The sequence below is a fragment of the Sorangium sp. So ce1335 genome (genome assembly GCF_051521615.1).
Lineage (GTDB): Bacteria > Myxococcota_A > Polyangia > Polyangiales > Polyangiaceae > Sorangium.
This window is the reverse complement of the sequence record NZ_CP150363.1, coordinates 12,202,726-12,225,576: the sequence shown is the minus strand read 5'-3', so window position 1 is coordinate 12,225,576 and position 22,851 is coordinate 12,202,726. Positions and strand designations below refer to the sequence as shown.

At 69.1% G+C, this 22,851-nt stretch carries 21 protein-coding genes; 8 read left to right on the top strand and 13 right to left on the bottom strand.

Translation table 11 applies throughout. The annotated features are described in order from the left end of the window. Window positions 1-147: 147 nt before the first annotated feature. Window positions 148-1,827 carry a hypothetical protein gene (locus WMF24_RS45600; RefSeq protein ID WP_437733755.1) on the top strand — a complete coding sequence of 560 codons (1,680 nt, stop codon included), beginning with the start codon at window positions 148-150 and terminating at the stop codon, window positions 1,825-1,827. 199 nt (window positions 1,828-2,026) lie between these two features. Here WMF24_RS45600 and WMF24_RS45595 read toward each other — a convergent pair whose 3' ends face one another. Together WMF24_RS45595 and WMF24_RS45590 are read right to left on the bottom strand one after the other, a co-directional pair. Beyond that, entirely contained in the window at window positions 2,027-2,164 is a 138-nt protein-coding gene (locus WMF24_RS45595; RefSeq protein WP_437733754.1) for a hypothetical protein, read from the bottom strand. Beyond that, complete coding sequence (locus WMF24_RS45590; protein WP_437733753.1) at window positions 2,161-2,295, bottom strand: hypothetical protein; 135 nt, start codon at window positions 2,293-2,295, stop codon at window positions 2,161-2,163. The genes WMF24_RS45595 and WMF24_RS45590 overlap by 4 nt, the downstream gene beginning before the upstream one ends. A 535-nt stretch (window positions 2,296-2,830) precedes the next feature. On the opposite strand from WMF24_RS45590, the gene WMF24_RS45585 reads away from it, so the two are divergent. Next, entirely contained in the window at window positions 2,831-4,138 is a 1,308-nt protein-coding gene (locus tag WMF24_RS45585; protein ID WP_437733752.1) for a hypothetical protein, read from the top strand. A 687-nt stretch (window positions 4,139-4,825) separates the two neighbouring features. On the opposite strand, the gene istB is transcribed toward WMF24_RS45585, so the two are convergent. From istB to WMF24_RS45565, 4 genes are all read right to left on the bottom strand, one after another. Continuing rightward, entirely contained in the window at window positions 4,826-5,632 is an 807-nt protein-coding gene (gene istB / locus WMF24_RS45580; RefSeq protein ID WP_437730019.1) for an IS21-like element helper ATPase IstB, read from the bottom strand. After that, entirely contained in the window at window positions 5,619-7,118 is a 1,500-nt protein-coding gene (istA, locus tag WMF24_RS45575; protein ID WP_437730020.1) for an IS21 family transposase, read from the bottom strand. The genes istB and istA overlap by 14 nt, the downstream gene beginning before the upstream one ends. After that, a complete protein-coding gene (locus tag WMF24_RS45570) occupies window positions 7,115-7,486 on the bottom strand; it encodes a hypothetical protein (protein WP_437730021.1) in 372 nt (123 codons plus the stop codon). The genes istA and WMF24_RS45570 overlap by 4 nt, the downstream gene beginning before the upstream one ends. A 579-nt stretch (window positions 7,487-8,065) precedes the next feature. After that, entirely contained in the window at window positions 8,066-8,371 is a 306-nt protein-coding gene (locus tag WMF24_RS45565) for a cupin domain-containing protein (RefSeq protein ID WP_437733751.1), read from the bottom strand. Window positions 8,372-8,661: 290 nt separating this feature from the next. Between WMF24_RS45565 and WMF24_RS45560 the strand changes: the two genes are divergently transcribed. Next, window positions 8,662-8,871 carry a hypothetical protein gene (locus WMF24_RS45560; protein WP_437733750.1) on the top strand — a complete coding sequence of 70 codons (210 nt, stop codon included), beginning with the start codon at window positions 8,662-8,664 and terminating at the stop codon, window positions 8,869-8,871. A 44-nt stretch (window positions 8,872-8,915) separates the two neighbouring features. Here the strand turns inward: WMF24_RS45560 and WMF24_RS45555 are convergent, their stop codons facing one another. Next, a complete protein-coding gene (locus WMF24_RS45555; RefSeq protein ID WP_437733749.1) occupies window positions 8,916-9,578 on the bottom strand; it encodes a glutathione S-transferase family protein in 663 nt (220 codons plus the stop codon). Between the two features lie 92 nt (window positions 9,579-9,670). On the opposite strand from WMF24_RS45555, the gene WMF24_RS45550 reads away from it, so the two are divergent. Further along, a complete protein-coding gene (locus tag WMF24_RS45550; protein WP_436613942.1) occupies window positions 9,671-10,171 on the top strand; it encodes a winged helix-turn-helix transcriptional regulator in 501 nt (166 codons plus the stop codon). Window positions 10,172-10,425: 254 nt separating this feature from the next. Here WMF24_RS45550 and WMF24_RS45545 read toward each other — a convergent pair whose 3' ends face one another. The 5 genes from WMF24_RS45545 to WMF24_RS45525 all read right to left on the bottom strand — a co-directional run bounded on the left by WMF24_RS45545 (window position 10,426) and on the right by WMF24_RS45525 (window position 13,692). Beyond that, entirely contained in the window at window positions 10,426-10,749 is a 324-nt protein-coding gene (locus WMF24_RS45545; RefSeq protein ID WP_437733748.1) for a hypothetical protein, read from the bottom strand. Window positions 10,750-10,790: 41 nt separating this feature from the next. Continuing rightward, window positions 10,791-10,940, bottom strand: coding sequence for a hypothetical protein (locus tag WMF24_RS45540; RefSeq protein WP_437733747.1), 150 nt, complete (start codon window positions 10,938-10,940; stop codon window positions 10,791-10,793). Window positions 10,941-11,088: 148 nt separating this feature from the next. Further along, a complete protein-coding gene (locus WMF24_RS45535) occupies window positions 11,089-11,505 on the bottom strand; it encodes a VOC family protein (RefSeq protein WP_437733746.1) in 417 nt (138 codons plus the stop codon). Between the two features lie 696 nt (window positions 11,506-12,201). Next, a complete protein-coding gene (locus WMF24_RS45530; RefSeq protein WP_437733745.1) occupies window positions 12,202-12,462 on the bottom strand; it encodes a hypothetical protein in 261 nt (86 codons plus the stop codon). 177 nt (window positions 12,463-12,639) lie between these two features. Next, window positions 12,640-13,692, bottom strand: coding sequence for a LacI family DNA-binding transcriptional regulator (locus tag WMF24_RS45525; RefSeq protein ID WP_437733744.1), 1,053 nt, complete (start codon window positions 13,690-13,692; stop codon window positions 12,640-12,642). Window positions 13,693-14,352: 660 nt separating this feature from the next. On the opposite strand from WMF24_RS45525, the gene WMF24_RS45520 reads away from it, so the two are divergent. The 4 genes from WMF24_RS45520 (at window position 14,353) to WMF24_RS45505 (ending at window position 21,327) form a co-directional block, all read left to right on the top strand. Continuing rightward, entirely contained in the window at window positions 14,353-15,975 is a 1,623-nt protein-coding gene (locus tag WMF24_RS45520) for a GMC oxidoreductase (protein ID WP_437733743.1), read from the top strand. Between the two features lie 70 nt (window positions 15,976-16,045). Then, window positions 16,046-17,569: an MFS transporter gene (locus WMF24_RS45515; RefSeq protein ID WP_437733742.1), complete on the top strand. Its 1,524-nt coding sequence runs from the start codon at window positions 16,046-16,048 to the stop codon at window positions 17,567-17,569. Between the two features lie 289 nt (window positions 17,570-17,858). Continuing rightward, a complete protein-coding gene (locus tag WMF24_RS45510) occupies window positions 17,859-19,328 on the top strand; it encodes a glycosyl hydrolase family 8 (RefSeq protein ID WP_437733741.1) in 1,470 nt (489 codons plus the stop codon). A gap of 130 nt (window positions 19,329-19,458) precedes the next feature. Further along, window positions 19,459-21,327, top strand: coding sequence for an amidohydrolase (locus WMF24_RS45505; RefSeq protein ID WP_437733740.1), 1,869 nt, complete (start codon window positions 19,459-19,461; stop codon window positions 21,325-21,327). Between the two features lie 43 nt (window positions 21,328-21,370). On the opposite strand, the gene WMF24_RS45500 is transcribed toward WMF24_RS45505, so the two are convergent. Then, window positions 21,371-22,765, bottom strand: coding sequence for a serpin family protein (locus WMF24_RS45500; RefSeq protein ID WP_437733739.1), 1,395 nt, complete (start codon window positions 22,763-22,765; stop codon window positions 21,371-21,373). Window positions 22,766-22,851 lie beyond the last annotated feature (86 nt).

Genomic DNA, 22,851 nt, shown 5'->3' with positions numbered 1-22,851 from the left:
AGCGACGCTCAGCCGTCCCTCAGCTTCGCCCGGCATTCTCTGCCCCGCGCCTGGGCACGCCGCGCCGCGCGCGTGCCTCCGTGGAGCACGACGGAGGCGGCGAGGAGGCCTGCCCTGTGTCCGAGCGCCCGGAGAGGAGATCTATTCATGAAGACCGATCGATCGAGCATGGCTCACGGCATCCGCCTCGCAGGCGCGGCCTGCCTCGTCACGGCCGCGCTTGCCTGCACGAGCGCGAGCCCGAGCCCGAGCACCGAGCCGCCGCCCACCGCGTCCTGCACTACCCCTGCGCCGGAGGACTTCGACGCCCTCATCGAGGCGGCCAACGACGCTCGTCCCCCGGGCGATGGTCCCCCGGGCGATGGTCCCCCGGGTGGTGGCCCTCCGGGCGGTGGCCCTCCGGGCGCCGGAGGGGCCGGGGGGTTCATCGGGAGCGAAGGCGGCCCGGTCGGCGCTCCTGGAACCGGTGGCGGCGGCGGTGCCAGTGGCATCATTTCCTCTGGCCCTTCCCACGTCTCCAACGAGTACGGCGAGGGACAGAACGGCCCCTCGTCCCTGCGCGTGCTCACCGGGCTGGCCAAGGCGTTCGGTACCAACGGCCGCCACTGCGAGTCGTGCCATCACAACGAGGGCGGGTGGAGCCTCCGGCCCGAGAATGTCGTGGAGCGCTTCGAGACCGGGCTGGCGTTCGTCGAGCTCTTGGAGCGGCACGCGACGAACGAGGACGCCGCCACGAACGACGACCTGGAGCCGATCTTCCGCGTCGTCGATGGAACGAACAGCCCTTTCGCCGATGTGTCGACGCCCGAGGCGAGGCGCGAGGCCTACTCGCTGCTCCTCCACCGGGCGGTCTTCCGCACCAAGCTCCCCGTGCCCGAAGACGCCGAGCTGGAGCTCGCGGAGGTGGACGACCCCTACGGGTTCGCCTCGTCGAGGGAGCTCTCCCTCTTCCGCCGCCCCAATCACATGGCCAACCTGCGCTTCAACACCAGCGTCATGTGGGATGGACGAGAGACGGCGCCTTGCGAGCCGCTGTCGTCCCATCTCGGGAGCCTCGCGCACAACGCCACGCTGGGGCACGCGGAGGCCGCCGAGGAGCTGTCCGAGGAGAATCGCGCCCGGATCGCCGTCGAGCAGCTCAGCATCTATTTCGCGCAGACAAAGGACAACGAGGCCGGACAGCTCGACGAGGACGGCGCGCGCGGCGGTCCGACGTTCCTCTCCGCTCTGCCCTTCTATGTCGGCATCAACGCCTTCGAGAAGACCGACCCGCAGGGCAAGCCCTACACCCCGGAGGCGTTCAATCTCTACCGGGCGTGGCGCGACCTCCCCCCCGACACGCCCCAGGACCAGGCGCGCGCCCGGATCGCCGCGGGCGAGCACCTCTTCAACACACGGGAGTTCGTCGTGCGAGGGGTGTCCGGCTTCAATGACGAGCTCGGGCGCGCCGAGGTCGTGGCGACGTGCACGAGCTGCCACAACACCCCGAACGTCGGGACCAACTCGGAGGGTCGGCTCATGGATATCGGCGTCAGCGACGCGTCGCGCCGGACCGCGGATCTGCCGCTCTACACGTTCCGGGAGAAGAGCTCGGGCGCGCTCGTGAAGACCACGGATCCAGGCCGGGCGCTCATCAGCGGCCGCTGGGCGGACATGAACCGCTTCAAGGTCCCGGGCCTGCGCGGCCTGGCGGTCCGGCGCCCCTATTTCCATGATGGTTCCGCGGCCACGATCGCCGCCGCGGTCGATCACCATGACCAGCGGTTCGGCATCGGGCTCGACGCCTCCGAGAAGGCGGCGCTCGTCGCGTTCCTCTCGGCGCTCTGAGACCCCGCGCCGGCGCGGGCCGCGTGAACGAAGCAGCCTGCGTGGGGATGCTCCTGGGCGATCGCGGAGGACCGCGCGGACCTCGGGGATCGACTCGGCCCTGACGTAGAGCGAGTTGAAGGACGAGAACCGGTCCGTGTCCCGCAGGACGGCCACGATGTCGGCGTGCCTGGTGACGACCCACACGTCGAGCCGAGGGCTAAAGAAGACCGGCTCCTCGTGCCGCGCGCGCATAGATTGGATAAGGGTCCTCGATCTGCTCGGGGAGGAAGGGGTTGAAGAGCTCGCCGAGGGAGCCCCTCGGCGGCGGCGGGATCTGCTCCGGAGCCGCCTTCACGATGTCGCCTCCTGGACGGCCCTGGGGAGGAGCGGGCCGAGCCCGGACGACACCTCATCGCTGACGCCCTCCGGGAGCGGCGCGCTCACCTGCTCCAGGCGGCGCGAGCGCTGGCACGGGAACCGGCACATGCCAGCTCAATCCGATGGGCACGCTGCCCTTGCTCGTCGACGGCGACACCGTCGTCACCGCAACGGCAACCGTCCGTGCCAGCGTGCCACCGTGCCGGGGTGCCAGCGTGCCACGGCGGCCTGCGCGCAGCGCGCTCTCGCTGCGCTCGCGGAAGAGCCCATTCGTCGGGACGCCTCTCCTCTCCGCACGATTCCGCACGATTCCGCACGATTCCGCACGACTCCGCACGACTCCGCATGACTCCGCGTGACTCCGCGTGACTCCGCGTGACTCCGCGTGATTCCGCGCGATCCGCCACGGTGGGGCTCCGGTGCGCCCTCCCGGGGCGTCAAGGGCCGGACGAGACATCCGCGGCGCATCGCCCGGCATGCGCGTTGCCTGGATGGCCGGGGAGCGCGGAAGCGCCAAGGAGCGGCAGCCCGTGCCGCAACCGTGAGTCGGAAGGCGCGCCGACGCGGCCCGATGCAGGGGAGAAGGCACGAGGCCCGCCGTCCCGGAGCCGGCCATCAAAAGAAGGCGGCAAGGAGAGAAGAGATGAAGACCGTCGTTCTGTTGAAGCGCGCGATGCTCGCGGCGGCGCTTGCTGGCTGCGTCTCCGAGACCCCGGAGACCGAGCGCTCCGACGCCGCGGGCGTCGAGGAGGTGCAGGCGTCTCAGCTCGCGCTGGACCTCGGCATCGCCGGGAGCTTGTCAGGCCGCGTCGGCCGCTGGAGGAGAGATGGCGCCAACTATTGTTCCGCCGTGTTCCTCCCGGACCATCTGCTCGAGGCCGACAGCGACTCGAACTGGGTCCTGACGACCGAGGACTGCGCCTATGACATGAACGCGACCTACTCGGTGGTCGCCACGACCGGCGTCGTCGCCAACGTGGACAAGATCTACAAGCACCCGCTCGCCGACTGGCATCTTGCATATCTCGAAGGTTCGGGCAAGGTCAACATCGCGCTCGCTCACCTCGCGACCACCGTCCACCTGGACACCCCTCCGATGGCTTTCTCGTACTTCAGGGCCGAGCGGAGCGCGATCCAGGAGAGCGCGCTGGACGACGAGGTGTGGGGCTTCTCGTACGACAACACGGCGACCGTCAAGCCGGATCCCACGCACAAGGCGTACATGAAGGTGACGGGCGTGGTGTGGGACCCCATCGTCGGCGATGAAGGCGGCCCCGTCTGGCAGAGCGCGCACCCGAACGGCGAGTGGACGCTCGAGGGGCTCTACGCGGTCGGCCTCGGGAGTATCCACACCTCCAGCTTCGCGGCATGGGTCACGGGCGCGCTCACTTGCGGGCCGTTCGACCCCAGCGAGCCCGATCTTGTTTTCTGCTCGCCGACCTGCAAGTGCGGCGTCGGCGAAGGCGACTGCGACTCGGACTTCGATTGCAAGTCCGGCCTCGTCTGTGGCAGCAACAACGGCCTCCTCGCGGGCCTGCCCGCCAGCTACGACGTCTGCGTCGAGCCCGGCGCTCGCCAGTCGAGCAGCGCGAGCGGGTACTGCGCCTCGATCGGCGGGTGCCAGATCTACGAGGGGAACTGCAACAAGCAAGCGGACTGCAAGGAGGGCCTGGTGTGTCGTCCCGACGTCGGGTTCGCCATCGGCGAGAGCGACACGACCAACGTGTGCGACCTGCCGTGGACGCCGGGGCTCAAGGCGTTCAACGTCGACCGGGTCTCGACACAGGGGCGGTGCACGGTGGACGAGCCGTGCGCTCTCGGCGACGGCGACTGCAACATCAACGATCACGCGACGTGCCGCGGTTTCCTGAAGTGCAAGGAGAACGTCGGCCACCACTTCGGCTTCGCGAACAACGGGGTCGACGTCTGCGTGCACCCGGATTTCTACTAGAGCAACAGACGGGTTGAACCCGCCTGAAATGAGCAGAGCTTCGAACCGCCAAGACGCCAAGGACGCCAAGATCTTGTCTCCTTCTTGGCGTCCTTGGGTCCCGGTAGGGACGACCCGCGACTGACCTACCTTCGGTCCGTCGGGGCCGCCCCCCGGACAGAACCCGGCGAGCGGATTTCCCGCACCGGGCTCCCACCTCGGGTCGACGGACCGGCTCGCGGTAGAGACGCCCGAAACCCCAGGGGCTCCGACGGATCGCGACGGTTCGCGCCCGCGGAAACGTCCCGCCAGAGAAACGGCCGATGACGGGCGTCCGCCGAAAATATTAGCAATTTCAATGGCTTCCGCCTGTTTCGCCGCCGAGGGCGGCTCCGGTGTGGCCCAACGGGGCGCCCTCCGCCGCTGCGTCGCCGCGGTGAAGGGCTCGCGGCATCACCGGTCCCACCGTACGGCCACAGAGCGCAGGCGTGTCTACTGGAGCCTGTGGAGCAACTCCGTGTCCTGGTCGCCCAGCAGGTAGGTGGCGATGAAGGTCGCGGGGGCCGTGTAGATGGCCTCGAAAATCCGCAGGAATCTGACCGCGACAATCCGCGGAAACGTGACCCTCGCGTCCGCAGAGAAATGACCGCGGCGCCCGCGGGAATCTCACCCTGGGCGCCGCGGAAATCTGACCCGATCTCGCCCGGGTCAGCGCCGCTTCGTTGCCGCGGGCGCAGGCGGCTCTGCGGCCTCCGCCCTCGGCCTGGAGCGCGCCTCGCTCATGGCCAGCGACTCCTTCTGCCGCCACGAGTCGGCATCGATGTCGAGGATGTGGCAGTGCTGGACGAAGCGGTCGATCAGCGCCGAGACGCACGCCGCGCCTGGAAACACCGTGCTCCACTGCTTGAATGGCAAGTTCGTCGTCAGCACGAGCGAGCGGCTCTCGTGCCTGCGGCTGATGATGTTGTAGAGCAGGTCGGCGGACTGACGGCTGCACGGCAGGTAGCCGATCTCGTCCAGGATCAGCAGCGACGGGGCCGTGTATTTCCGCAGCCGCCGCTCCAGGGCCGGCAGCGACTCCTGCTTGAGCAGATCGGCGAGCGCGGCCGACAGCGTCGTGAAGCGCACGGTGTAGCCGCGCTGGAGCGCGAGCATGCCGAGGTTCTGGGCGAGCATGGTCTTGCCGACGCCGCTCGGACCTCGGAGCAGGACGTTGTGCCCCTTGGCGATGAAGTCGAGGGTCATCAGCTCCTCGACGAGCTCACGCTGGATCGTGCGCGGGTGGTTCCAGTCGAAGCGTTCAAGGGGCTTGAAGGCGCCGAGGGTCGCCGCCTTGGCGCGCGCGGCGAGGTTGCGCTCCGCGCGCTCGCGGCGGGCGATGGCGGCGAGCTCCTCGAAGGTCTGCACCGGCGACAGGCGCGCCGTGGTGGCGTGCGCGATGAGCGCGAGCAGCGCCTCGCGCGACACGCGTACGCCGAGAGAGCGAATCAGCTCGGCGACGTCATCGTTGGGCATCGTAGGACTCCAGGTCGTGGGGGATCACGTCGCGATCGGGGACGTGGGCTCCGAGATCGATGTCGATGGGGACGGGGCCGTCGGCGGCGCGGCGGCGCTCCTCGCAGAGCACGGCGAGGGCGCCGGGATCGTGGGTGCCGCGGGCGATGGCCTCGCGCGCCGCAGCGCCCAGGATCTCGACGCCGTACAGGTCGAGAAGGCGCAGGGCCTTGGCGGTCATGAAGCCGACGTTGCGACCGGCCTCGACCCAGCGCGCTTGCAGGATCTCGAAGCCGGGGATCGCGGCGCCGAGCCGATCTCGCCCCTTGGCCTCGCGCGCGGCGCGCTTGTGGTCGAGCAGCTCGGCACGATGCTCGGGCGCCTCGATGATCTGGCGTCGTCCCCAGCAGCGCGCGTGCCGCGCTACCTCGGTGCTGCCGTCCGAGAGCCGCACGGTCCTGTCACTGGCGACGAGCGTCAGCGTCTTGCCGTGGTGGATCGACGGCGCCGAATAGCGGTTTCCGTCGAAGTGCACGAAGGCGGTCTTGTCGACGGACACGGGCTCGACGAGGTCGGTCTCCGGCAGCGGGTCGGGCAGCGCGAGCAGCCGCGTCCTTTCCTCCGCGAGCACCTGGTCGACGCGCCGCTCAGGCCACCGCGGGTGCGGGCGCACGTTGGCGATCTCGTCGAGGAAGGCGAGCAGCTCGGCGTTGCCCTGATCGAGGTCACGAATCGTCCGCGCGGCGAAGAAGCGGTCGCGCAGGAAGCGGATCGCTCGCTCAACCTTGCCCTTGTGCTGCGGCTTGCGCACGGCGCAGAGCCGCGGCGCGACGCAGAGCTGCCCGGCGAGCGAGAGCAGGTCCGGGTGGAAGCGCACCGCGTCGCCGTGGCGCTCGATGACAACGGTCTTGGGGTTGTCGAAGAGCCACTGTCTGGTCGCGCCGCCGAAGTAGCAGCACGCGCGCACGAGCGAGCGGCGGAGCGAGCTCGCGGACAGATCGAGCACGAGCTCGCCCCAGATCGCGCGCGAGTACGACAGGACCATGACGAAGGCCCAGAGCTGACGCGTGCCTCCCGCGACGCACAGCTTGCCGATATAGGCCCAGTCGATCTGGGCCTGCTCGGCGATGAGCGGCTCGACGCGGAGGAAGGCCTCGCTCTGAGGCGCCGGGCGCACGAGCCGGACATGCCGTCGCACCGTGCGGATGCTGCCCTCGTAGCCGCGCTCCACCAGCATGTCGTACAGGCGCGTGGCGCGGAGCCGGGGATACTGCGTCAGCGTCTCGATGACGAAGGCCTCGTAGCCGCGCAGCGGCAAAGGCACCTCGCTCATCGCGGCCTCCGCGTCGCGAACGATGGGCAGCGAGCGCGCCCCCTTGCCGAGGCCGAGCACGCGCTCGACGGTGTCGTGGTGCAGACCGAGCTGCGTCGCGATGGTGCCGACCTTCCAGTGCTCGGCGAAGTGCAGGCGGCGGATCTCCGCCTCCTTGGCCTGGTCGATCGTCATCGACCGAGGCTCCTGCGAAGGCGATGCTCGCCACGGAAGTTACCGATCCCCGGCAGCCGTTGACCACGGCGGGGCGGGGCGTCCATGAACAGAGGCTCGACAACGTAGTGAAGCGTCGCGCGCGCGACGCCGAGGCCGTCGCACAAACCCAGGGCGAACAAGACGTCCTCGGACTCCGCAGAAACGACAGCGCGGACCCTCTGATCGTGCCAGAGCGCCATCGACTCGCACAGCATGGGTCCGGCGAACCGATGCGCCGGCGTGGCCACCGACCGCAGCCGGGCCTTCATCACCTCGTCGGGCCCCTGCGTCAGCAACACCCGCGTCTCCCGCGGCGTCGCGGAGATCGTCATCACCAGCTCGTCCATCCCTCGACTCCTGCGGGCCGGCGACGGCCACGTCGTCCCTCGACGTCGGCGCGCCGGCCCGCGGGCACACGCTGGCGGACGGGGGCAAGTTATCGGAACCCGTATCCATCACGCGCCGGCCTTGTCGGGCGCGGTAGGCACGCTGGTGATCGCGGTGATCGAGGCGCCCCTCGGGGGAGCGCTGGTGCCGCAGCCGCGCCGCGCGCTGGGCCCGCTGGCGAGCCGCGTCGCGGCAACCGCTGCCGCAGTACATCTGCCCTCGATCACACCGCCCGCAGACGAAGAAGATGGCGGCGCAGAGCCCACAACGGGCGAGCCGGAAGCTGCCTTGCACGAGTCCCCGGACGAGCGCGCCGAGAAGTTGCCCTCGGCGGCTGGGTCGTGCGAGACAGGCCGAACATCGGTCTGTCGCCGATCCCCGGAAGGCCCTGGTCGCTACCCAGGGCCTTCGTCTTTTCGGCGCGCTGCTTGGGCGCGATCTCTACCGCCGCCCCTCGCGCTGGCGAACTTCCCGGCCGCCGGCGCTCGCCCCAGGCGTAACGACGCGAGGGTCACAAATCTGCGGATCGGGGTGGCCGTCTACAGGGCCGAGCTGGAATCGTTGTCGAAGCGCTCGATGGGCGTGCTCGCGGGCTCGAAGATCGTCTGCCCCGCCGTGTAGTACCTGGCCGGTTGGCCTTTCACCTGGAACAGAATACGCCCTTCGGTCACATAGCAGACGACCGGGCCGGGGTGCGTGTGCGGCCCGGCCTTGAACCCAGGGGGCAACGTCAGCCGCTGCACCTCGACGCGGGTCACGGCCTTCCCGCCCGCGACCGCGTGAGTCCCGAGCGAGGCTCGCTCCAGGACCGAGTCCCGCGCACATCCCGCGCCGGCACAGAGCAAGGCTGTCGCTATCGCGAGCGCAGCCCGGGAGAGGCGGCGCCCGCTCCCAGGGAGCGCTCTCCCCGGACGCCGCGTGCGACGATGGCTGTCGGCGAGATCGCGAGGGAGGTCCCCTTCGCGCAGCGGCGGCTCGCCATTCCGCGGTGAGACGTGAGCGAAACGCATGGAATGTGGTCCCTGTGCTCTGTGTCAGGCGGCTCCGGCTCGCCTTGACGCCACCAGCATGACGGAGCACCATCGAGCGGGTCACGTCGGGCCGGCTCGAGCTCGCGCTCGCGTGGGGCGACGGGATGGGGGCGCCGCATGGCGAGCGTCTGGCCGAGCTGCCGATGCGCTGGATCGGGTCGGCCGGGCTGCCGGCGCTGCCCGCGCTCCCCCTGGCTCTGCACCAGGCAACGGCGGAACCGGAGCTCCCGACCGCCCGCCTCGCGGCCCTCGTGGTGCAGGCGCTGCAACGTCCCGTCGAGATCGCTCGTGGAGTCCAGCCGATCGCCTCGTGACGCGAGGTGACGCGCAGCTGCGCCGGCGCTTGCGGCGCAAAGCGTCAGTCCCGGTCTGGCGCTCCCAGGGGGAAGAGCGGCCGGAACGGCCGCGCGTCCTCCACCGCGCGGGCGAAGGACGGGCGCGCAAGCAACCGCGCGCGGTAGGCGCGCAGCACGGGGAAAGCCTCGGAGATCCGGTGCGTCCAGTCAGCGTAGAACAGCGAAGGCGCGGCCGCGCAGTCCGCCATCGTGAAGTCCGCGCCAGCGGCGGCCCAGGTCCTGCCGGCGAGCTGCCCTTCGAGCCAGGCATAGGCGAGCTCCAGCTTCGTCGCAGCGAGGGCCAGTCCTTCCTGGCGCTTCACCGGATCACCCGTCAGCGCTCCCTCTACCGCGTGCTGCACCGGGCTCATGACGTGCAGGTCGAAGAAGCGGTCGAGAAAGCGCACGTCCAGCGCGGCCATCGGCTCTGCGGGCAGCAGGCGCGCTGGCCCGGGATGCATGAGCTGCAGGTACTCGATGATGATGCTGGTCTCGACGATGTTGCGCTCGCCGTCCACCAGCAGCGGAAACTTGCGCAGCGGCCAGCGCCGCAGCCACTCGGCCGAGTGCTGCGGGGTATCCGGCCCGAGGCAACGGAACTCGAAGGGGGTACCGATCTCGTACAGCGCAATGAGTGCTTTCTGCGTGTACGAGGAGAAGGGATGACCGTACAGCACGAGCGACATCGTGGGGCTCCTGGTTCGGACCGATTGCATTTTGCAAGTGGTAGGGACCCTACCCCTACCGCTTGCAATATGCAAGTAATAGTCTCAGGAGAATGGCCGTGCCGCAGACAGGACGATCCGGCTGCCCGATCAACCTGACGCTCGAGCAGCTCGGCGACCGCTGGAGCCTGATCGTCATCCGCGACGTCATGTTCGGGAACAGGCGCAGCTACGGCGAGCTGCTCGCGCAGAGCGAGGAAGGCATCGCCTCGAACATCCTCGCAGACCGGCTGAAGCGCCTGACCGCGTCCGGCCTGCTGACGCGACGCTCCGATCCGAAACACCGGCAGAAAGGGATCTACAGCCTCACGGAAGCGGCCATTCAGCTCGTGCCGCTGCTCGCGCACATGGGCGCCTGGGGCCGCCGCCATACGCGCCCGAGCAAGGAGCTGTCCGTGCGCGCGGAGCTGCTGGAAAAGGGCGGCGCTCCGCTCTGGAACGCCTTCATGGACGAGCTGCGCCACCTGCACCTCGGCGCGCCGCGTCCGGCGCGCTCGGTGTTCGGCGAGCTGCAGGCCGCCTACGAGAAGGCACTGGCGCACCGCGCCCGCTGAGGAAGCCCGTGCGGCGATCGCGTGGGGCGAAGCGCAGGCTCGGGCGCTCAGCAACCGCCCTGCGTGTCCACCACGTTCACGAACGGCTCGCCCTGCACACAACGCTGCAGGTTCGAGAGGAAGAGCTCCTTTCCCGGATGCCTCCGGGGCGCTGCGGCACGCAACCGCTGCGCGTGGGCGACCTCAGCAGCGCCTGCGGGCGCTGGCGACCGGCAAGGCTGCGGCAGCGAGTCGACGCGAGCGGCGGTCTGGAGTCAGGCGCCCGGGGCGCGCACGAGCTGCTCGTAGACCTCCTGCGCATCGCCATCGCACGACCCGCTTTCATCCTCCTGGGTCGTGTACCGGGGCGAGAAGCTCCGCTCCCCGAGGAGGACGCCGTCCCGCCGCTCCGTGACGTCGATGCGCGCCGGCGTGCGGCCGATATGCACCACTTGCTCGAACTGCCCTGGAACCTGCTCACAGCGCTCGCTCGCGGGGTCCCCCGCCTTCGTCTCCGTACATTCTATGACCGGATAGAGCGTGAGCTCGACCGTGGCAGGCCGGGAGGCCGGGCAGTCCTCGCCCCCGCAACGCACCATTCCCGCGCGGAATGGAGGCGGCGATGCGGCTTCGGGCAAGCTCATTCCTGCGGTGCCACCGGCACCCCGAGCAGCCGACCGATCGCATCGTGAATGACCCGGGCTGCCACGTCATCGCCGACGGCGACGGCGCTGCTCAGGGTGCTGGCGAGCGAGGCGACCAGGGCAGCTCGAGCCGACGGATCGGTCACCGCGAGCTCCCCAAGCCGGGGGCTTGGCCCTTGGGCCCGGGTTGCGCCGATGCCTTCCGAGGGGGTGCGATCGGTCGTCTCACCCTCCTCAAGCTCACGCGCGTGCACGCGTGCGTCTTCGCACGTCGCGTGCAGCAATTTGTTGGGCTCACTCGGACCATTGCGGATTCCAGACAACCTCCCAGAGATGACCATCTGGGTCTTGGAAGTAACCGGAGTAGCCGCCCCAGAATGTGTCGTGCGCAGCCTTGATGATGGCGGCTCCCGCTGCTCTCGCCTTTGCCATGACGGAATCAACCTCCGCTTTCGATGTGACGTTATGGCCTAGCGTCATCTCGGTCGGGCTAGCACGACCTACGGAGAGCCCCGTGTCATGCGCGATGCTCGTGCGAGGCCACAAAGCCAGACGCAAGCCAGGCTGAAGCTGGAAGAACACAACAGCGCCGTATTCAAATTCTTTGCCAACAATGCCTTCGGTCTGGAAGCCGAGACCGTCCCTGTAGAAACGCAACGACACTTCGAGATCGTCGACGCCGATAGTGATGACTGTGATTCGTGGCTTCATGTTCTCTGCATTTCGTCGGACCCAATTGTCGATTGGTCGACCGAAGCCGCCGGACCAGGTCCGTCTAGCTCGTCGCCTTTTGTGACCTCCCACGGAGAGTCTCATGGTTCGGCTCTGCACCGCAAGGCCCGAATGCTGTCCAGCGCCTGGGGTAGCAGGTGTTTCCCTCGTCAAGCCGTCTCTGCCGGACGGGCGAGGCGCGGCGGGCTCCACGGGCGCTGGTCGTGCGGATGTCCTGGTCAGCTTCCAAGAGGTGCGTGGCGAAGGAGTGACGCAGGGATCGCCAGCGATTCAGCACCCACAGGTTCGCGACACGTGCACGACCCGGCGTCGAGCGCGAGGTCGCGCGACGCGTCGAGATCGTGCCGAGTAAGATGTCTCGACGGCCGCTATCTCGACATGGCCCCGCAGGCGTTTCATCAGATCGGCAACCTCGACATGGGCTCCATCCCGGTCGATGTCGAGATCATCAACTGCCCTTATCCGAGCCCCCGAGCGCCGAGCGCCGGGCGGGGACGATGCACGCGCTTCCCGCCCGGCGCGACCCGAGCGGCGGGCTCGACGTGCGGCCCAAGCTTGCTCACCCCTCTGGTGCGACCGGCAGTCCGAGCAGCCGGCCAATCGCCTCGTGAACGACCCGAGCCCCCACCTCATCGCCGAGGGCGACGGCAGGACACGGCGCCGCCGCCGGGGCGTTCAGGGGGCCATCGTGGCGACGAAGACGTCGGTGCCGGCCGCGTACGGTATGGACCCGCGCCCGAAGTCGGTGGCCCGCTCGACAGCGTCGGTGAGGGCGATCGTGCCGTTCGGGGAGAGGGCGATGTCGTTCGCGGTGGCGTCGAAGCTGCTCGTCCAGAGGGCCGTGCCGCTGGGGTCGAGCCTGGAGAGGCCGTCGCCGGCGATGACGATGCTGCCCGAGGGGTCGAGGGCGAGCGCGTCGCCAAAGGGGATCAACAATCCGTTGCCACGCGGATGGGTTCCCAAGGCGGACAGCAACAAGGCCAAAGCCCTCTATACCCCGATGAGGATACGCGCCTCATGGCTGCGGTTGATATTTCACTGCCTCATCGGATCTATTACGGGTTTCTGATCCGTGAGGGGATGCGTGCAGCCGAAGCTGGCAGGCTGGAACGCTCATCGGTTCCGGGGGACCGCGGCGGTGCTCTTGCGCAAGATCAGCTCGGCCTCGACCACGATGCGCGAGCAGGAGCGACGGCCGCTCTCGATCTGCCCGAGCAGCACGTGGAGGCACCTGCGCCCCAGCTCGGAGAAGTCCTGGCGGACGGTGGTGAGCGGAGGCGTGAAGTAGGCCGCCTCCGGGATGTCGTCGAAGCCGACGATGCTGATGTCCCGCGGCACCGCGCGTCCGATCTCGTGGAGGTAGCGGAGCACGCCCAGCGCCATCTGGTCGTTGGCCACGAACACGGCGGTGACGCCTGGCGTGCGCGCCAGCTGCGGGGCGAGCTCGTAGCCCGAGCGCGCGCTCCAGTCGCCGCGCAGGAGAGGCGGCGGCTCGACGCCCGCGGCCTCCAGCGTCGAACGCCAGCCTTCGATGCGCTGCTCGGCCTCGAGCGAGTCGAGCGAACCGGCGATGTGCCACACCGTCCGGTGACCCAGGTCGAGGAGATGGCGCGTCGCGGCCGCCGCGCCGCCGTGCTGGTCGACGGCGACCACCGGGACCGCATCGTCCGGTCCCCCCTCGACGGCGACCACCGGCACGTCGGAGGTGACGTGGCGGAGCGCGTCCACCGCCGACCGCAGCGGGGCGATGACCATGATGCCGTCGGCGCGCTGATCGCACAGCCCCTTGACCGCATCCACCACCGGCGCGCGGCTGAGCGCTTTCAGGCTGACGACGCTGACGCCGTACCCGGCGTCGTGCGCCGCCGTCTCGAGCCCGTGGAGCGTCGACGCCGGGCCGTAGTGCGTCGTGTCGAAGCTGACCACGCCGAGCGTCCGCGAGCGCCCGGTGACGAGCGCCTGCGCCACGGAGCTCGGGCGGTAGTCGAGCTGGCGGATCGCGTCGAGCACGCGCTCCCGCGTGTCCCGACGCACGTGGGGGTTGTCGTGCAGGACCCGCGAGACCGTCTGGTACGAGACGCCGGCGAGCTTGGCCACATCGACCATGACCGCAGCCCGGCGCCCGCCTCTCTTGATGCGCCGCTCGGGAGGAGAGTTACCGTCCATCGGGGCCAAGCTTAGTCGCGCGCGGCGGGATTGGTATCAACATCCGCCACGACCGCGCCCCGGCGCGCCAGGGCGGCGACCGCGCCGCCGGGGAGCTGGGCCCCGATTCGACCCGGCAGGCGCGCCCGCCCTCGTCCTCGCTGGCGTCGTCCGCAGGGGCGGCGCCAGCGTCGCCCGTGGCCATGGCGCCGGCCGGAAACACCGTCGCACCACAGCGCGATGATGCCATGGTGAGAACCTTACGTTGGATCGATATTGTGCTCATCACCATTCTTCGACCTCGCTGCTCTCCCGGAGCTTCATCGGCGTGCCGTGGGCACACGTGTCCGTCCGGGCGTTGGTCTAGCCCGGGAGGCGCGTCGCGAGACGCTACACGGCGTCACCGAGCACCTTGCGGCGCACAACGGTGCTTTTCCAGTACGGTGGTCCCCGGTTGGGAGAGCGTGCTGGAACATTGGTCGGCGCGCCGAGCGCGGAGAGGAAGCGGACGATGTTCCGGGGCTCGGTGGCACCCAGCACGTTTCGGGGCTCCTGCTGTACCGAGCGCGCGCGGCGACCGAGCGCTCCTCGGGCGCGCGCCCGCGCGGCGGGACGGACCTGCGTCCGCCGTGGGCGCCGGAGGCCGGCTGGACCATACTCCGCTCCGAGAAGCAGGTGGGCATGGACTTCGACGTCGACTTCGCGATCGTGGGCTCCGGTTTCGGGGGCAGCGTCTCCGCGCTGCGCCTCAGCGAGAAAGGCTACAAGGTCACGGTGCTCGAGTGCGGCAAGCGCTGGAGCAAGGAGGATTTCCCCAGGACCAACTGGAATCTACGGAAGTTCCTCTGGGCGCCCAGGGTGCTGTGTCACGGCATCCAACGGCTGACCCTGCTCCGGGACACGCTCATCCTGTCGGGCGCGGGCGTGGGCGGCGGGTCGCTGGTCTACGCCAGCACCCTCCTCGTGCCTCCCCCCGAGGCCTTCTCGGGCCCGGGCTGGCCCGCCGGCACGGACTGGCGCGGCGAGCTGATGCCCTTCTACGAGACCGCGAAGCGCATGCTCGGCGTGACCGCGAACCCGAAGCTCTGGCCGGCCGACCGGCAGCTCCGGCAGATCGCCGACGAGATGGGCCGCGGGGACACGTTTCACGTCACGAACGTGGCCGTGCTCTTCGCGAAGGAAGGCGAGCAGGAGGGGCAGCGCGTGCCCGACCCGTTCTTCGGCGGCGAGGGGCCGGAGCGCGCCACGTGCGTCCACTGCGGCGGCTGCATGGTGGGCTGCCGCTTCGGCGCCAAGAACACGCTCGATCTCAACTACCTTTACCTGGCCGAGAAGAAGGGCTGCACCATCCAGCCCGAGACCATGGTCACCGCCATCGACGCCCTCCCGGGCGGCGGCTACGAGCTCACCCTGGAGCGCTCCACCGCGCTGCTCTACAAGCGGCGCCGCCGGCTCCGGGCGCGGGGGGTGGTGCTCAGCGCCGGCGTGCTGGGCACGGTGAAGCTCCTGCTCAGGGCGAGAGCCGAGGGTCGTTTACCGAACCTCTCCGCGCAGCTCGGCAATTACGTGCGCACCAACAGCGAGGTCATCCTCGGGGTGACCGCGAGGGACGACCGGATCGACTACTCCCGCGGCATCGCGATCACGAGCGGCATCTACCCGGACGCGCGCACGCACATCGAGCCGGTGCGCTACCCGGCGGGCTCCGACGTGATGGGCGCGCTCGGCACGGTGCTCACCGACGACAGGCCGGGATTGCCGCGCTGGCTGCGCTGGCTGGGCCGGCGGCTGCTTCACCCGATGGACCTGATCTTCGGGCTCCTGCCGTTCAAGTTCGCGAGGCGCTCCACGATCCTCCTCGTGATGCAGACGGTGGACAACTACATGCAGCTCGTCTGGAAGCGCGGCGGCATGACCACCCACAGGCCGCCCGGGCAGCCGAAGCCGCCGGCGTACATCCCCATCGCCAACGAGGTGGGCAAGCGGCTCGGTGTGCTGATGAACGGCACCCCGCGCAACGCCATCAACGAGGCCGTGCTCAACGTCCCGACCACCGCGCACATCCTCGGCGGCTGCGCCATCGCCGACAGCCCGGAACGCGGGGTGATCGATCAGCACCATCGGGTGTTCGGCCACGAGAACCTGTACGTGGTCGACGGCTCGATGGTGCCCTCGAACCTGGGCGTGAACCCGTCCCTCACGATCACCGCCATGGCCGAACGGGCGATGAGCAAGGTGCCCCTCAGGAGCGACAACCCCGCCTTCGCGAGCCCGCTGCAGAGGAAGCCACAGGCGGCGCATTAGCGGGATGTGTGCGCCGCCCTCGGCGTGGTACGAGGGCTCGCCCGCGGCGCGGGCGCGCGAGGAGCATGAAATGACGAACTCAGGCGTGAGCGAGCCCGCCGTCGGGGAGCCGCCGAAGCTCTCCTTTGCCCGGACCATCAGGAGCCTTCCGCACTCCTTCTGGATGGGCTGCATCATGGAGATGTGGGAGCGGCTCGCCTACTACGGCGTGCGGGTCGTGATGCCCATCTACATCGCCCAGGCCGATGAGCCCGGCGGGCTGCATTTCAGCCAGCAGGACAAGGGCACCATCTACATGGTCTGGAACCTCCTCCAGTCGCTGCTGCCGATGGTCACGGGCGGCTACGCCGATCGCTACGGCTACAAGCGCACCATCTTCGTCACCGTCTGGCTCAAGATCATCGGCTATCTGCTCATGGCGACGCAGCGGAGCTTCACCGGCTTCCTGCTCGGCGTGGCCGTCCTGGCGACGGGGACGGCGCTCTTCAAGCCAGGGATCCAGGGCACGCTCGCCCAGTCGATGAGTAAATCCAACTCCTCGGTCGGCTGGGGTCTCTTCTACTGGCTCGTGAACGTGGGCGCGGCGATAGGCCCGCCGCTGGCCGGCTATCTCCACGGCAAGGGCTGGCCGTGGGTGTTCTACGGCTGCGCCGCGATCATCTCGCTGAACTTCCTGATGCTGTTCACGTACAAGGAGGTCGACTCCGGCGCGAACAAGACGTCGGACGCGTGGCAGGTCTTCCAGGACACGATCAAGAACATCTGGGACGCGCGGCTCATCACCGTGATCCTGCTGCTCTCGGGCTTCTGGCTGATGATGTACCAGCTCTGGGACCTGATGCCGAACTTCTACACGGACTGGATCAGCAGCACCTCGTTCGTGCAGAACAACCCGTGGCTCCCGACCTCGTGGCTCGACACGACCGACCCGCGCGGCGTCCAGCTCAAGCAGGAGAACGTGCTCAACGTGAACGCGGTGTGCATCGTCCTCTTCCTCGTGCCGTTCTCGTACCTTGTGGCGAGGATGAAGGTGCTCTCGGCGATGTCGCTGGGCATCCTCGTGGCGATCGGCGGAGTCCTCGTCTCCGGGACGACGACGTCGATTTACGCGCTCTTCGTCGGCATCCTCCTCTTCTCCATCGGAGAGATGCTGACCGGCCCGAAGAAGAGCGAGTACTTCGCGCTCATCGCGCCCCCGGGCAAGAAGGCGCTGTACCTCGGGTACGTCCAGATCCCGGCGGCGCTCGGCCCTGCCCTCGGCGCGCAGATCGCGGGGATCCTCTACGGCACCCGGGGCGAGAAGGCGACGCTGGCCCTGCGCTACCTCGCCGAGAAGACCGATCATGGCGGCGGGGAGGCGTGGGACGGCGACGTGTCCTCGCTCCCGGAGGTGGTGGGGGTCTCGCGGCAGGAGGCGTTCAGGGAGCTGCAGGAGGTGCTGAACATCGACGCCGTCGAGGCCACGCGGCTGCTCTGGGAGACGTATCGCCCCTACGAGATCTGGTACACGTTCGCGGCGATAGGGGTGGCGTCTCTGGTGGGGATGCTGATCTTCACGCACCGGTCGAGGCGGTGGAAGGACCTCGACGTCTAGGGCCCCGCCTTCCGCCGCCGGCCGCGGCTTCGCTTTTCCAGGAGTACCGGATCGCAGGGACGACGGCGCTGTCCCCCCGGGGCAGGTCCCGCAGTTGGGGCTTGACGTCACCGGAGCGTTTGGATTTCCTGCTCGCGCAGCAGCCTCAGCCACATCGCGGTGTCCTGCGTCGCTCGAGATCGGGATCGTCAGCCCGAGCAGGATGACCGATAGAACACACGTGGACTGTCGACGATGTCCACGACGAGCGCGCCTCCCGCAGGGGGCGCGCTCGGTAACGAGGGCAGTGATGAACTTGCGAAAGCTAACGTTTCCGGTCGCATCGTCATGGTTTGCGCTCACGGTGATCGCCTGCGCGCCCAGCAACCAGGGCGCCCAGGTTGGCTCTCCTGCTCAGGCGAGCACGGCCGATCAGGCCAGCAGCGCCGCTCCTGCAGGCGCCGCGGCTCCGGCCGGCACGGCCCAGGCGTCGCCCGCGGCGGAGCCTGCGCCCCAGCGCCCGCCGCTCCAGCCTGCTGCCAAGGGAGCGTACTTCACGGGTGAGTACCGCAACCTGTTCGCCGAGCTCGGGCACAAGCCCGCCGAGATCGACGCCAAGGTCGCGAAGGCGTACGCGCAGCTCTTCCACGGCGATCCCAAGGAGCAAGCGGTCATGTTCGCGGCGGGGAAGAACGCGAACGGCCCCAAGGCGTACATCATGGACATCGGCAACAACGACGTCCGCTCCGAGGGGATGTCGTACGGCATGATGATCGCCGTGCAGGTCGATCGGAAAGACGACTTCGACGCCCTGTGGAACTGGGCGAAGTCGCACATGTACCACGCGAGCCCGCGCCACCCCGGCTTCGGCTATTTCTCGTGGCAGATGCGCCCGGACGGCACGGCCATCGACGAGAACCCCGCTCCCGACGCGGAGGAGTACTTCGCCACGGCGCTGTTGTTCGCGTCCCATCGCTGGGGGAACGGCAAGGGGATCTACGACTACCGGAAGGAGGCCATGGGCCTGCTCGACGCGATGAAGAACCGCAAGTCCATCACAGGACAGGTCAACGCGGACAAGCGCAAGACCACCCTGGGCTCGCTCTTCAATCCCGAGCACAAGATGGTGCGGTTCACGCCCGACACGGACAACTTCGCGAAGAACGGCGATCACACCGATCCATCGTATCACCTGCCTGCGTTCTACGAGCTCTGGGCGGCCTGGGGCCCCGAGGCGGATCGCGCGTTCTGGGCCGACGCGGCCAAGGTGAGCCGCGACTTCTTCGTCAAGACGACCCACCCGAAGACGGGCCTCTCCCCGGACTACGCCAACTTCGATGGCACGCCCAAGGCCGCTTCCTGGGACGCGGGGACCGCCAACTTCCGTTACGACGCGTTCCGCACCGCGATGAACTGGTCGGTGGACGCGGCGTGGTGGGCGAAGGATCCGCGGGAGACCGAGCTGAGCGATCGGCTCCTCGCGTTCTTCGAGTCCCAGGGCCCCAAGTACAAGGCCAACTTCACCCTCGAAGGCAAGCCCCTCGTCGAGCACGATTCGCTCGGGCTCGTGGCGATGAACGGCGTCGCGGCCCTGGCTGCTACCCATCCGCGGGCCTGGCGCTTCGTCGAGGACCTGTATCAACGCGAGCCGCCCACAGGCAAGTGGCGCTACTACGACGGCATGCTGTACACGATGTCCCTGCTGCACCTGAGCGGGAAATTCCGCGTCATCATGCCGCCGGCGCAGCCCCCGGCGCCCACGGCCGCAGGCAAGGGCTAGTTCGCCAGGTTCGTGGGTGGTAGTGCACGGGCGCCCGGATCACCTCGGTGATCGCGGGCGCCCGATGCGGATCTTGGCAGCCACGGCGACGCGGTGTCGCAGGTGACGCTGGATGGCCACAGGAGCACTCATGCGGAACAAGTCTCTGGCTGCAGGCGGCAGCCGCGTTCCTCCCCGCCGTCACCGCGCGTTCGGCGCCGCGTGCGTCGCGTCGCACGCCCTTCTCTTGATGCAGGCCGCCTGCGGTGCCTCCATGCCGCAGCCCGCCGACACGGTCCTGCGGAACGGCTTCGTGTACACCGTCGACACCTCGGACTCGGTGCACCAGGCGGTCGCGGTGCGCGCCGGCAGGATCGTCTATGTAGGCCCTGAGAGCGGCGTACAGCCTTACGTGGGCGCTCGGACCGAGGTCATCGATCTGACGGGTCGTATGCTGATGCCCGGGCTCGTCGACGGCCATCTGCACGTGATGTCCGGCGGGACGCAACGCCTGATGTGCAGCCTCGACTACAAGACGCTCACCATCGCGCAGATCCAGGAGAAGATCCAGGCCTGCCTCGACGGCGAGCCGGCCAAGGGTCCCGATCAGTGGCTCGAGGTGACGAGCTGGGATCGGCAGGGCACGGTCTCTGTGGACGCCGACCCGACCCGGGTCGCGCTCGACGCGCTGAGGACCCAGCGGCCGATCCTCGTGCACTCCACCGATCATCACAGCGTCCTGACCAACTCGCGCGGCCTGGCGCTGGCAGGCATCACCGCTGAAACGCCCGATCCGGCCGGCGGCAAGATCGATCGCGCCCCTGGCGGCCAGCCGACGGGCATCTTCGAGGATGCCGGCATCGGGCTGATCTCGGCCGCCATGCCGGCGCGGACGCACGAGGACGACGTGCGCAGCGCGAAGGCGGCGCTCGACGCGATCCGCCGCCAGGGCGTCACCACCTTCATGGACGCGTCCTCGGACGAGCGCGCGCTGAAGGCGTTCACGGCCGTGCAGCGCAGCGGCGAGCTCACGGCGAGGGCGCTGTTCGCCATGATGATGGATCCTGACGCGGTGGCGAAGGGTCCGGAAAAAGCGATCGCCGCGACAAGGGCGCTGGCGGCCCCCTATGATCAGGCCGCCGTGGAGCCGACCCCTGGCATCGGCGCGCGTCACGTCAAGATCATGCTGGACGGTGTGCTGCAGGCGCCGGCCCAGACCGCGGCGATGCTCGCGCCGTACAACATCAACGTGGGCACGGAAGGCGCCCCGAAATGGGTCCCGGGCACGCACAGCGGCGACGTTTACTTTCCGCCGGACACGCTGAAATCACTCGTCCTCGCGGCGGTCGAGGCCGGCTTCGATCCCCACGTCCACGCGATCGGCGATCGTGCGGTGCGGCAGGCGCTCGACGCCTACGAGCACGTACGTACCCGGCTCCCGGGCAAGGACATCCGTCCGGCGATCGCGCATTGCGAGACGGTCGATCCGGCGGATTTCGGCCGCTTCAAGGCGCTCGGCGTGATCCCGGTCATGTCGTTCCAGTGGGCGCAGGAGGCGCCTTATTCCGTCAATGCGATGAAGGATCAGCTCGGGCCGGAGCGCTACGCCCGCCTGGAGCCCGAGGGCAGCCTTCACAACGCCGGCGCGAGGATAGCCTACGGCAGCGACTGGCCTGTCGATCCGTTCGCCGAGTTCCTGGCGCTGAAGATCGGCGTCACCCGCAGGGGGGACCCCACGCACCCGGCCAGCTTCGGTCCGGCCTATGCCGGCCGGCTCAACGACGACCCCCTCCTGCCGCGCAACGTCGCGCTGCGCGCGATCACCATGAGCTCGGCCTACCAGCTGCGGCTGGAGAAGGTCGTCGGCTCGATCGAGGTCGGCAAGCTCGCGGACATGATCGTCCTGGACCAGAACTTCCTTCAGATTCCCGAGGAGGATCTCGGGAAGATCCAGGTGCTGATGACCATGGTCGGGGGAAAGATCGTCCACACCGCCGATTCATGGCGACCGAAGGGCTAGCGACCGTGTCGCCCGAGGACGGTCCACGGGCGGCGGCGCGCCATCACCGCGCCGTCGGGTCGTTGACGCGTCCCGCGAAGAGGATGGCCCCCGTGGGCTTGTCGCTGATGAAGAAGAAGAACGGGCGGTCCAGGACGATCGCCACAGACTCGATCGCGCCGCCGCCGCCTGCCGAGCCCGAGGTGCTGAGGATGACCGCCGTCGCCGCCGCCGCCTTCGTGCCCTCCTCGTCCACGTCGATGACCGCCTCGTGAACGACCTCGTCGATCTGGAGGCTGGCGCTCTCGGGATCGGCGATGCCCGAGAAGTCGGCTTCTTCTGTGAAGGCGACCTCCATGCCGAGATCCGCGAGCGCGTCCTTGAGCAAGGCGGGCGAGCGGAACGAGAACTTCGGCATGGTGATGTCGACCGAACGGTACTCCATCGCGTCGAAGATCGCCTGGAGCGCCGCGCCGTCGAGCGATTCCTCGAAGGCGTCCGCCGTCCCCGCGGCGGGCAGCACGAGCTGCATCGCGACGGGGACATCGGCGTAGTGGATCTCCACCGCTTCCCAGCCGTCGCCGGATCCGTGGAGCGTGTCGTGCCTGCCGTACATCATCGGGACGGAGACGCTCGCGCCGTCGCCGCGCTTGAACATCCCGGGCGTCGTCGCGGACTCGCGGAACGGCGTGTGCCATGCGGCGTCGAAGGAGATCGCGTTCACGAGCACGACCTTCGTCCCCGGCTTCACGACGCCTTCGAGCAGGTTCGGGATCATCCCCTCCGTCCGGTCGTTCACCCAGGCGTTGATGAGGTCCTCCGAGGCCGCCGTCTGCTCCGCGAAGTCCGCGAGCCGCACGCGCGCCCCGTAGCTCTCGCCGAGCACCTTCAAGAACGGCGGCTCGATCGGGAGGCCGACCTGCGCCCAGACCGCGTTGGCCGTGTGGAGCCGGAAGCCGGCGCCCTCTCGGCCGGAGCCCACCTCGGCGTGCTTCTGGAGCTCGAGGTCCACGTGGTTGAACGCCGCGTGCAGCCGCGCCTGGGGCAGCTCGAAGCGCATCGCCCTGGCCATGGCCTCCTCGGTCGTGCCCCGCGCGCCCGCATAGGTCATCGCGAGCGCGGCCGAGACGCTGTAGGGCGAATAGACGACGTTCGCCGTGGCGCTGCGGAGCGCGCGCCCGAGGTCGAGCGCGAAGCTCGCGTTGTTTCGCGAGAGCGACTTCCTGTCCTCCTCCGGGACCTCCGGGGCCTCGATGCGCGTCGCGTCCGAAGCCAGCACGCAGCCGGGCTTCGGCTCGAAGCAGTCGGGCGCCGGGGCCGAGCCGCCCCCGCCGCCTGTCGCTCCCGCGCCCGCCGGGGTCGAGCCACCGCCGCCGCCTGTCGCTCCCGCGCCCGGATCCGGGCCGCAGCCCACCAGGATCGACAGGGGAAGAGCCAGCAAGCCGAGCGTTGTTCTCATGAGACCGCGCCTCATGCAGGCTGCGCGCCAGGCATTTTCACTTGTAAAACCAGTTACTTGCGACGCATGCGCCACATTGTGCGCGG

Coding starts and splice junctions, on each gene's coding strand:
- WMF24_RS45600 (WP_437733755.1), top strand. CDS start 148: ATGAAGACCGATCGATCGAGCATGGCTCACGGCATCCGCCTCGCAGGC.
- WMF24_RS45590 (WP_437733753.1), bottom strand. CDS start 2,295: ATGTGCCGGTTCCCGTGCCAGCGCTCGCGCCGCCTGGAGCAGGTGAGC.
- WMF24_RS45585 (WP_437733752.1), top strand. CDS start 2,831: ATGAAGACCGTCGTTCTGTTGAAGCGCGCGATGCTCGCGGCGGCGCTT.
- istB (WP_437730019.1), bottom strand. CDS start 5,632: ATGCCCAACGATGACGTCGCCGAGCTGATTCGCTCTCTCGGCGTACGC.
- istA (WP_437730020.1), bottom strand. CDS start 7,118: ATGACGATCGACCAGGCCAAGGAGGCGGAGATCCGCCGCCTGCACTTC.
- WMF24_RS45570 (WP_437730021.1), bottom strand. CDS start 7,486: ATGGACGAGCTGGTGATGACGATCTCCGCGACGCCGCGGGAGACGCGG.
- WMF24_RS45560 (WP_437733750.1), top strand. CDS start 8,662: ATGGGGGCGCCGCATGGCGAGCGTCTGGCCGAGCTGCCGATGCGCTGG.
- WMF24_RS45555 (WP_437733749.1), bottom strand. CDS start 9,578: ATGTCGCTCGTGCTGTACGGTCATCCCTTCTCCTCGTACACGCAGAAA.
- WMF24_RS45550 (WP_436613942.1), top strand. CDS start 9,671: ATGGCCGTGCCGCAGACAGGACGATCCGGCTGCCCGATCAACCTGACG.
- WMF24_RS45545 (WP_437733748.1), bottom strand. CDS start 10,749: ATGGTGCGTTGCGGGGGCGAGGACTGCCCGGCCTCCCGGCCTGCCACG.
- WMF24_RS45535 (WP_437733746.1), bottom strand. CDS start 11,505: ATGAAGCCACGAATCACAGTCATCACTATCGGCGTCGACGATCTCGAA.
- WMF24_RS45525 (WP_437733744.1), bottom strand. CDS start 13,692: ATGGACGGTAACTCTCCTCCCGAGCGGCGCATCAAGAGAGGCGGGCGC.
- WMF24_RS45520 (WP_437733743.1), top strand. CDS start 14,353: ATGGACTTCGACGTCGACTTCGCGATCGTGGGCTCCGGTTTCGGGGGC.
- WMF24_RS45515 (WP_437733742.1), top strand. CDS start 16,046: ATGACGAACTCAGGCGTGAGCGAGCCCGCCGTCGGGGAGCCGCCGAAG.
- WMF24_RS45510 (WP_437733741.1), top strand. CDS start 17,859: ATGAACTTGCGAAAGCTAACGTTTCCGGTCGCATCGTCATGGTTTGCG.
- WMF24_RS45505 (WP_437733740.1), top strand. CDS start 19,459: ATGCGGAACAAGTCTCTGGCTGCAGGCGGCAGCCGCGTTCCTCCCCGC.
- WMF24_RS45500 (WP_437733739.1), bottom strand. CDS start 22,765: ATGAGAACAACGCTCGGCTTGCTGGCTCTTCCCCTGTCGATCCTGGTG.